Annotated in this window: 8 protein-coding genes; 7 read left to right on the forward strand and 1 reads right to left on the reverse strand. The window is 68.8% G+C overall.

The features are described 5' to 3' along the window. Positions 1-4 precede the first annotated feature (4 nt). The 5 genes from ABNX41_RS19220 (at position 5) to lpxB (ending at position 4,526) form a co-directional block, all read left to right on the forward strand. Positions 5-856, forward strand: a complete 852-nt coding sequence (locus ABNX41_RS19220) for an OmpH/Skp family outer membrane protein (protein ID WP_438671312.1) — start codon at positions 5-7, stop codon at positions 854-856. Positions 857-1,090: 234 nt separating this feature from the next. Beyond that, positions 1,091-1,552, forward strand: a complete 462-nt coding sequence (gene fabZ / locus ABNX41_RS19225; RefSeq protein WP_438671313.1) for a 3-hydroxyacyl-ACP dehydratase FabZ — start codon at positions 1,091-1,093, stop codon at positions 1,550-1,552. A gap of 4 nt (positions 1,553-1,556) precedes the next feature. Beyond that, a complete protein-coding gene (gene lpxA, locus ABNX41_RS19230; RefSeq protein WP_438671314.1) occupies positions 1,557-2,375 on the forward strand; it encodes an acyl-ACP--UDP-N-acetylglucosamine O-acyltransferase in 819 nt (272 codons plus the stop codon). Positions 2,376-2,430: 55 nt separating this feature from the next. Continuing rightward, positions 2,431-3,264: an LpxI family protein gene (locus ABNX41_RS19235; protein ID WP_438671315.1), complete on the forward strand. Its 834-nt coding sequence runs from the start codon at positions 2,431-2,433 to the stop codon at positions 3,262-3,264. Between the two features lie 95 nt (positions 3,265-3,359). Beyond that, complete coding sequence (lpxB, locus tag ABNX41_RS19240; RefSeq protein ID WP_438671319.1) at positions 3,360-4,526, forward strand: lipid-A-disaccharide synthase; 1,167 nt, start codon at positions 3,360-3,362, stop codon at positions 4,524-4,526. A 202-nt stretch (positions 4,527-4,728) separates the two neighbouring features. Here the strand turns inward: lpxB and mnmA are convergent, their stop codons facing one another. Continuing rightward, the gene (gene mnmA / locus ABNX41_RS19245) at positions 4,729-5,871 is read right to left on the reverse strand and encodes a tRNA 2-thiouridine(34) synthase MnmA (protein ID WP_438671316.1); all 1,143 of its coding nucleotides are present in this window, start codon (positions 5,869-5,871) and stop codon (positions 4,729-4,731) included. Positions 5,872-6,113: 242 nt separating this feature from the next. On the opposite strand from mnmA, the gene sciP reads away from it, so the two are divergent. Then, positions 6,114-6,392, forward strand: coding sequence for a CtrA inhibitor SciP (sciP, locus tag ABNX41_RS19250; RefSeq protein ID WP_438671317.1), 279 nt, complete (start codon positions 6,114-6,116; stop codon positions 6,390-6,392). A 170-nt stretch (positions 6,393-6,562) separates the two neighbouring features. Then, positions 6,563-7,270, forward strand: a complete 708-nt coding sequence (ctrA, locus tag ABNX41_RS19255; RefSeq protein WP_438671318.1) for a response regulator transcription factor CtrA — start codon at positions 6,563-6,565, stop codon at positions 7,268-7,270. The last annotated feature ends 799 nt before the right edge of the window (positions 7,271-8,069 follow it).

The following is an 8,069-nucleotide window of genomic DNA, read 5'->3' on the forward strand; positions in this document are numbered from 1 at the left end:
CAGCATGACAGCCGCAACCACGGGTCTTGCCGGATCTTCGCGCGGGGGGCTTTCGCGGCTTCGCCCGGGCCTTTGCGCGCTGGCGCTTTGCGCGCTGCTGCCCGCGGGCGCCGCCCCGCCCGCCGCCGCGCAGGAGGCGGATGCGCCGGAGGCCGGATCCCGGCCCTTGCCAGAAGGCGCGCCTGAAACCTCGCCCGCGCCGGGACCCGTTTCGGGCCCCGAGATCCGGCTGCAGTCGAGCCCCTTCGTGCTGGTGGACCAGGACCGGCTTTTCGGCCTCTCGGACTTCGGGCGCGCCTTCATCGCCCGGCAGGAGGCGGCCGAGGCCGCGCTTCTGGCCGAGAACGCCCGTATCGAATCCGAGCTTGAGGCCGAGGAACGCGCCCTGACCCAGCGCCGCGCCGTGCTGTCTCCGGCCGAATTCGCCCCGCTCGCCGCCGCTTTCGATTCCAAGGTGGAAGAGATCCGCGCCGCGCAGGAGGAAAAGGTCCAGGCCATCCGCCGCATGCGCGACGAGGACCAGCGCCGCTTTTTCGAGGCGGTGACCCCGATCCTTTACGAATTGATGATCGAGAGCGGCGCGGTGGCCATCCTGGTCGATGAGGCGGTGGTGATGTCGCTATCGCTGATCGACATCACAGATCCGGCGATCACTCGGGTCAACCAGCGCCTGCCGGTCCTGCCCGAAACCGACCCCGAGCCCGAAACCGAGACAGGGACGGAAGGTGGCGCCGAAGGCGAGGCCGGGGAGGGCGGCGAGAGCACAGGCGCACCGCAGGACGCCCCGGACGCGAGCCCCCCGGAAGCGAACCCCCCGGACGCGACCTCCCCGGGGCCGCCGCCTGAAACGCCCTGAGAGCCGCCACCAGAGGCATCCCCCAAGGCGCGCGCCCGGGGTGCCCTCGGGCGCCCCGGGGCATCCCGCATCCCGCGCGATCCCTCCCATCCCGTGCCCCGCCACCTTCAAGCCGTCACGGAACTTGCCCCGCCCGGCGCTTGTTGATAGCAGGTCCAAAGCCGCTGAAAGGCTGCGGCCCGAAGGCTGCACAGCCAGGAACCCCATCCAAAGGACTCAAGGAGGATGCGCCCCGTGGAGGCAAAGCCCGTCTCGACCGCCGATCTCGATCTCATCCAGCGGATCATTCCCCACCGCTATCCATTCCTGCTGATCGACAAGGTGAGGGATGTCGTGCTGAACGAATCCTGCGTGGGCATCAAATGCGTCACCTGTAACGAGCCGCAGTTCACCGGCCATTTCCCCGGCATGCCGATCTTTCCCGGCGTCATGATCATCGAGGCGATGGCCCAGACCTCGGGCGTCCTCGTCGGGCTGTCGATGGATCTGGTCGACAAGAATGCCAAGGTCTTCTTCATGGGGGTCGACGGGGTGAAGTTCCGCCGCAAGGTGGTGCCGGGCGACGTGCTGGAACTGCATGTGAGGGCGCTGCGCGGCGGCGGCAAGGTCTGGAAGTTCGAGGGCCGCGCCATGGTCGAGGGCGAACTGGCCTGCGAGGCCCAGTTCACCGCCATGTTCGATCTTTCCGGGGACTGATCCGATGACCGCGCGCGGCTCCCGCCATGGCACGGCGATCGTCCATCCCACGGCGGTGATCGAGGAGGGCGCGGTCATCGGCCCCGATTGCTTCATCGGCCCCTATTGCATCGTCGGCCCCGAGGTCACGCTGCACCGGGGCGTCACGCTCAAGGCCCATGTCGTGGTCACCGGCTGGACAGAGATCGGCGAGGAGACCACGATCTGGCAATTCGCCAGCGTCGGCGACGTGCCACAGGACCTGAAGTTCAGGGGCGAGCGGACGCGGCTGATCGTGGGCGCGCGGGTGCGCATCCGCGAGGGCGCCACGCTCAACACCGGGACCGAGGGCGGCGGCGGCGTTACCCGGGTCGGCGACGATTGCCTGATCATGACCGGCGCCCATGTCGGCCATGACAGCCATATCGGCGACCGGGTGATCCTTGTGAACAACGTCGCCATCGCGGGCCATTGCCATATCGGCGACGACGTGATCGTCGGCGGGCTTTCGGGCGTGCATCAATGGGTGCGGATCGGGCGGGGTGCCATCATCGGCGCGCTGACCATGGTGGCGAACGACGTGATACCCTACGGACTCGTCCAGGCGCCCAGGGGCGAGCTGGACGGGCTGAACCTCGTCGGGCTCAAGCGCCGGGGGGCGAGCCGGGCCGAGATCACCGAATTGCGCGCGGCCTATCAGATGCTCGCGCAGGGCGAGGGCACCTTCCTGCAGCGCGCCGCCCGGCTGGGCGAGGATTTCGAAAGCCCGCAGGTGCGCGAGATCCTCGACTTCATCCTGGGCGAAAGCGACCGCAGCTTCCTCACGCCCAAGGGCCCGAGATGAGGGGCGTCGCGATCCGGGCCTCTTCGGCAAGGCCCCTTTCCGAAAGGAATCCCGCATGAGCATCGCGCTGATCGCAGGGGCGGGCGCGCTGCCGCTGGCGCTGGTCGAGGCCGCGCGGGCCGCCGGGGCGCCGCGCCCCTTCGTCGCCGCCCTCGACGGTTTCGCGCCCGAGGGGCTGGCCCCGGACCTGACCTTCCGCATCGAACGGCTCTATCCCTTCTTCGCCGCCTTGCATGAGCGGGGCGTGACCCGGATCGCCTTCGCCGGGGCGGTGCGCCGCCCGCGCCTCGACCCGGCACTGTTCGATCCGCTGACGGCGGGGATCGTGCCCCGGCTGATGGCCACGCTGGCGCAGGGCGACGATGCCACCCTGCGCGAGGTGATCGCGCTTTTCGAAGAGGACGGTTTCGCGATCCTCGGCGCGGGCGAGGTCGCGCCCGCGCTTTTGCCGCCCGAGGGCGTGCTGGCGGGCCGGATCACGCCCCGCGACCAGCAGGACGCCGCCCGCGCCGCGCTGATCGTCTCGGCGCTTGGCCGGGTCGATGTCGGCCAGGGCTGCGTGGTGCAGCAGGGGCTGTGCCTTGGCGCCGAGACGCTGGCGGGAACCGATGCGATGCTGGCCGGGGTCGCCGCGCTGCCGCAGGATCTGCGCCCCGATCCGGCGGGCGGGCGCGGCCTGCTGTTCAAGGCGCCCAAACCCTTGCAGGACCGCCGCATCGACCTGCCCGCGCTTGGGGTGCAAAGCGTGCGGAACGCCGCGCGGGCCGGGCTCGGCGGCATCGCCTGGGAGGCGGGCGGCACGCTTTGCCTCGACCTGCCCGCGATGCGGGCGGCGGCGGAAGAGACCGGGCTGTTCCTGTGGTCGCGCCCGCCCGGAACCGGGGCGTGAGCGCGCCCGCCCCCCCGGCCGGGGTCGCGCCTCTCGCCGAGGCTTCCGCCTCAAACGCCCCCGCTCCAAAGGCTCCTGCTACCCCCAGGCTTTTCCTGATCGCCGGAGAGCCCTCGGGCGACCGGCTGGGCGCGGCGCTGATGCAGGGGCTCAAGACGCTCTCCACCCCGGTTTTCGACGGCATCGCCGGACCGCAGATGCAGGCCGAGGGCATGGAGAGCCGCTTCCCGATGGAAGAGCTTTCGGTGATGGGCCTGGCCGAGATCCTGCCGCGCTACTTCCATCTCAAGCGCCGCATCCGCGAAACCGCCGAGGCGGTGCTGGCCAGCCGCCCCGATGCGCTGATCACCATCGACAGCCCGGATTTCTGCCTGCGGGTGGCGCGGCTGGTCAAGGCGCGCGCGCCGGATCTGCCGGTGATCCATTACGTCGCGCCCTCGGTCTGGGCCTGGCGGCCGGGACGGGCGCGGCGCATGGCGCAGGTGGTCGATCATGTGCTGGCGCTTCTGCCCTTCGAGCCGCCCTATATGACGGCGGCGGGGATGAGCTGCGATTTCACCGGCCATCCGGTGGCGACCGAGCCGGTGGCCGCGCCCGGCGATGCCATGGCCTTCCGCATCGCGCATGGGATCGAGGCCGAATCCCCCCTGGTCGTGGCGCTGCCCGGTTCGCGCCGGGGCGAGATCGCCCGGCTGATCGCCCCCTTCGGCGAGACGCTGATGCGCGTCGCCCGCGCCCGCCCGGGGCTGCGGGTGGTGCTGCCGACGCCGCGCCATCTGGCGGCCGAGGTGCAGGCCGCCACCACCGACTGGCCCGGCGCGCCGGTGATCCTCACCGCGCCGGACCTCGCCACGCGGGTCGCGGCCTTCGCGGCGGCGGATGCGGCGCTGGCGGCCTCGGGCACGGTCAGCCTCGAACTCGCGGCCCAGGGCTGCCCGATGGTGATCGCCTATGACATGGCGCCGGTGACGCTGTGGCTGATGCGGCGGTTGATCCGCATCGACACGGTGACCCTGGTCAACCTGGTGTCGCAAACCCGCAGCATCCCCGAATTCATCGGCGCGGATTGCCGGGCCGAACGGATCGCGCCCGTGCTGCTCGACCTGCTGGCGAGCGGGCCAGGCGCCCAGGCCGAGGCGATGGAGCTGACCATGCAGCGCCTCGGGCGCGGCGGCGCGCCGCCCGGACTGCGCGCCGCGCATTCCGTCCTCGCGCATCTGGCAGCCCGCCCCTCCCATCTGCCCCCCGTCGGCCCCGCCTGAGCGCCCGAAGACCTCCCGCCCGGCCGCCGACACAAGCCCAATCATCCCGCCCCGAAGCCCGACCCGGCAAGCCCCTCGAAAAGCCCGCCTAAAACCTTCGCCGCTTTCTTCTTTGCAAAAATATCCCGGGGGTGAGGCGCCAAAGGCGCCGAGGGGGCAGCGCCCCCTCCCTTCCCCCCCCCAGACGCCCGGTAGCCTCGCCCTACCGCGTCCCGCGCCAGATCCAGCCGCCGCCCAGCACCCGGCTCGACCCGCCCTCATAGAAGACGCAGGCCTGGCCCGGGCTGACCCCGTCCTCGGGCGCGAGGAGTTCCACCTCCGCCGCGCTGTCCGAGACCGGGCGGATCACCGCCTCGCGCGGCGCGCGGGTCGAGCGGACCTTGGCCATCACATGCCATTCCGGCCGCGCGCTCAGCGGCGCGTCGCCCAGCCAGTTGATCTCGCGCACCGGCACGATCCGGGTCGAAAGCGATTCCTTCGGCCCGACCACTACCCGCCGCGCCAGGGGATCGAGCCGGACGACATAGAGCGGCTCTTCCAGCCCGCCGATGCCAAGGCCCTTGCGCTGGCCGATGGTGTAATGGATCACGCCGCGATGGCGGCCCAGCACATTGCCTGCCATGTCGACGATCTCGCCGGGATCGGCGGCGCCGGGGCGCAGCTTCTCGATCACGCTGGCGTAATTGCCGTTCGGCACGAAGCAGATGTCCTGGCTGTCGGGCTTGTCGGCGACCGGCAGCCCGTATTTCTGCGCCAGCGCGCGGGTTTCTGCCTTGGAATGCAGATGGCCCAGCGGAAAGCGCAGGAAGGCCAGTTGCTCGGCGGTGGTCGAGAACAGGAAATAGCTCTGGTCGCGGTTGGGATCGGCGGCGGAATGCAGTTCCGGCCCGGTGGCGCCTGTCTTGCGCTGGATATAATGGCCGGTGGCCATGCAATCGGCCTCAAGGTCCTTCGCGGTCGCCAGCAGGTCCTTGAACTTCACCCGCTCGTTGCAGCGGATGCAGGGGACCGGCGTCGCGCCCGCCAGATAGGCATCGGCGAATTCCTCGATCACCGCCTCGCGGAATGTGTTCTCGTAATCCAGGACGTAATGCGGAAAGCCCATGGCCTCGGCCACGCGGCGCGCGTCGTGGATGTCGCGGCCCGCGCAGCAGGCGCCTTTTTTCGCCAGCGCGGCGCCGTGGTCGTAAAGCTGAAGCGTGACGCCCACGACGTCGTAGCCCTCTTCCTTGAGCATGGCGGCCACGACGGAACTGTCGACGCCCCCCGACATGGCGACGACGACCCGGGTCTGAGCGGGGGGTTTCGCGATGCCGAGCGAATTGAGGGTCACGTCGAGGGCCATGAGCGGGATTCCGTGGGCAGTGTGCCGGTGGGCTGTGTCGGGACAGAGTTGCGGGGGCAGAGTTATGGGGGCAGGGGTCTATTTGACGGGGGTCCGGCGGAAGCAGGGCGAAACCGGGCGCTTTCGCGCGGAATATAGGAAAATGCCCGCTACTCTCAACCCCTCGCCGCGCCCCGGGTTCAACATTGGTTAAGCCAGATCCCGCATTCTTGGCCGAGGTGGCAAGAAACGGGGTGTCTCGAATGTATCTCAAGCGTGTGGATGGCCCGCGGCGGGTGACCTTGCCGGACGGATCGGTGCTGACCCGTGCCGACCTGCCTGCGCCCGACACCCGCCGCTGGGTCGCAAGCCGCAAGGCGGTGGTGGTCAAGGCGGTCATGCACGGCCTGCTTGCGGAAGAGGAGGCGCTGGAACGCTACGCGCTGTCGCAAGAGGAGTTCGCGCTCTGGCGCGCGGCTGTCGAAAATCATGGCGAAGGCGCGCTGAAAGTCACCGCAATCCAGAAATTCAGACAACTTTAGGTTGTTCCTTGGTAAGCTTCAGGCAGAGTAACCTCGCATTAACCAGTGGCTGGCAGTGTCGTTAACGAACCTGGCCCTGCCCGCGAATTTCAAGGGGCCGCAACCAAGGCGTCACACCAGGGCGCCCCACCAAGGCGTCATTGACCGGACCGGAAGCGAGGAATTTCCCGATGCGCATTCTGCTTGTGGAGGACGACCCCACCACCTCCCGCAGCATCGAACTGATGCTGACCCATGCCAATCTGAACGTCTATTGCACCGATATGGGCGAAGACGGGATCGACCTTGCCAAACTCTACGACTACGATCTGATCCTGCTCGACCTCAACCTGCCCGACATGTCGGGCCATGAGGTGCTGCGGCAGTTGCGGCTGGCTCGGGTGGAGACGCCGATCCTGATCCTTTCCGGCAATGACGATACCGAAAGCAAGCTCAAGGGCTTCGGCTTCGGCGCCGACGACTATCTCGCCAAGCCCTTCCACCGCGAAGAGCTGGTGGCGCGGATCCATGCCATCATCCGCCGCTCCAAGGGCCACAGCCAGTCGGTGATCCGCACCGGGGCGATCACGGTCAATCTCGACCAGAAGACGGTCTCGACGCGGGATCGGCCGGTCCATCTGACCGGCAAGGAATATCAGATGCTTGAGCTGCTCTCGCTGCGCAAGGGCACCACCCTGACCAAGGAGATGTTCCTGAACCATCTTTACGGCGGCATGGATGAGCCGGAGCTGAAGATCATCGACGTCTTCATCTGCAAGCTGCGCAAGAAACTCGCCGAGGCCACGGGGGGAGAGAATTATATCGAGACGGTCTGGGGCCGGGGCTATGTCCTGCGCGATCCGGCGGGCGGCAAGGACCAGCTCGCCGCCTCGGCCTGACGGCTGGGCTTGGGGGAGGGGGCGGGACTCGGTCGCCATGGCCCCGACCTGGGGCCGGGCCTTGACGGCGGAGTCGCCTGAATCCGCGATGTTCGCCCCCTGTGGGCTGAGGACGAGGCGGGAGGCTGGGTGAGGTCCGGGACGGGCCTGCCGGGACGGCACGCAGGGAAAGCGTGCCGGAACAGGGGCTGACCCTTGGGCCGAATGCCTGTCGCAGTCGGGCCGGGAGCGTATTTCGACTTGCTACCGAATACGTGTCAGGCAGTCGGCCCACCATCACCCCGATCCCTGTTCCCGAGCATGCGCGGGTTGGGCGTGATGAATGCGGCGGCATCTTGGTTGCGGAGCCCGCTTCTAGGCGCGCGGGTGATGTCCTTCCGGGACGGCTGAAGGATTCGCCAGTGGAAGGACGGTCGTGCCCTTGGTGAGAAGGACGGCGGCGCCCTCGATGGGGAGCTGGTGAGGTCTTTGACGAAAACGGGGGCGGCTCCCGATCTGCCCGGAGCGGTGCTCCGGCGGTTTCTCGCAGGCGCGACACGAATGGCAGCGGCCTGGATCACGCTCTATGCGGATCAGCCTTCCGGTGGATCGCGTTGCATGAGCAGTAAGACGCGCAGACTAGGACGCGGACGGCCCCGATCTTGACCGCGCCTTGGACGCCGAGTGCATGATTCGCTGTCGCTGTCGCTGTCGCTGTCGCTGTCGCTGTCGCTGTCGCTGTCGCTGTCGCTGTCGCTGTCGCTGTCGCTGTCGCTGTCGCTGTCGCTGTCGCTGTCGCTGTCGCTGTCGCTGTCGCTGT

Source organism: Pseudogemmobacter sonorensis, assembly GCF_042762395.1.
GTDB classification, from domain to species: Bacteria; Pseudomonadota; Alphaproteobacteria; order Rhodobacterales; family Rhodobacteraceae; genus Pseudogemmobacter; species Pseudogemmobacter sonorensis.

What these genes read in the sequence shown, in the direction of transcription:
- ABNX41_RS19220 (WP_438671312.1), top strand. Translation starts at nt 5, where the DNA reads ATGACAGCCGCAACCACGGGTCTTGCCGGATCTTCGCGCGGGGGGCTT.
- lpxA (WP_438671314.1), top strand. Translation starts at nt 1,557, where the DNA reads ATGACCGCGCGCGGCTCCCGCCATGGCACGGCGATCGTCCATCCCACG.
- ABNX41_RS19235 (WP_438671315.1), top strand. Translation starts at nt 2,431, where the DNA reads ATGAGCATCGCGCTGATCGCAGGGGCGGGCGCGCTGCCGCTGGCGCTG.
- mnmA (WP_438671316.1), bottom strand. Translation starts at nt 5,871, where the DNA reads ATGGCCCTCGACGTGACCCTCAATTCGCTCGGCATCGCGAAACCCCCC.
- sciP (WP_438671317.1), top strand. Translation starts at nt 6,114, where the DNA reads ATGTATCTCAAGCGTGTGGATGGCCCGCGGCGGGTGACCTTGCCGGAC.
- ctrA (WP_438671318.1), top strand. Translation starts at nt 6,563, where the DNA reads ATGCGCATTCTGCTTGTGGAGGACGACCCCACCACCTCCCGCAGCATC.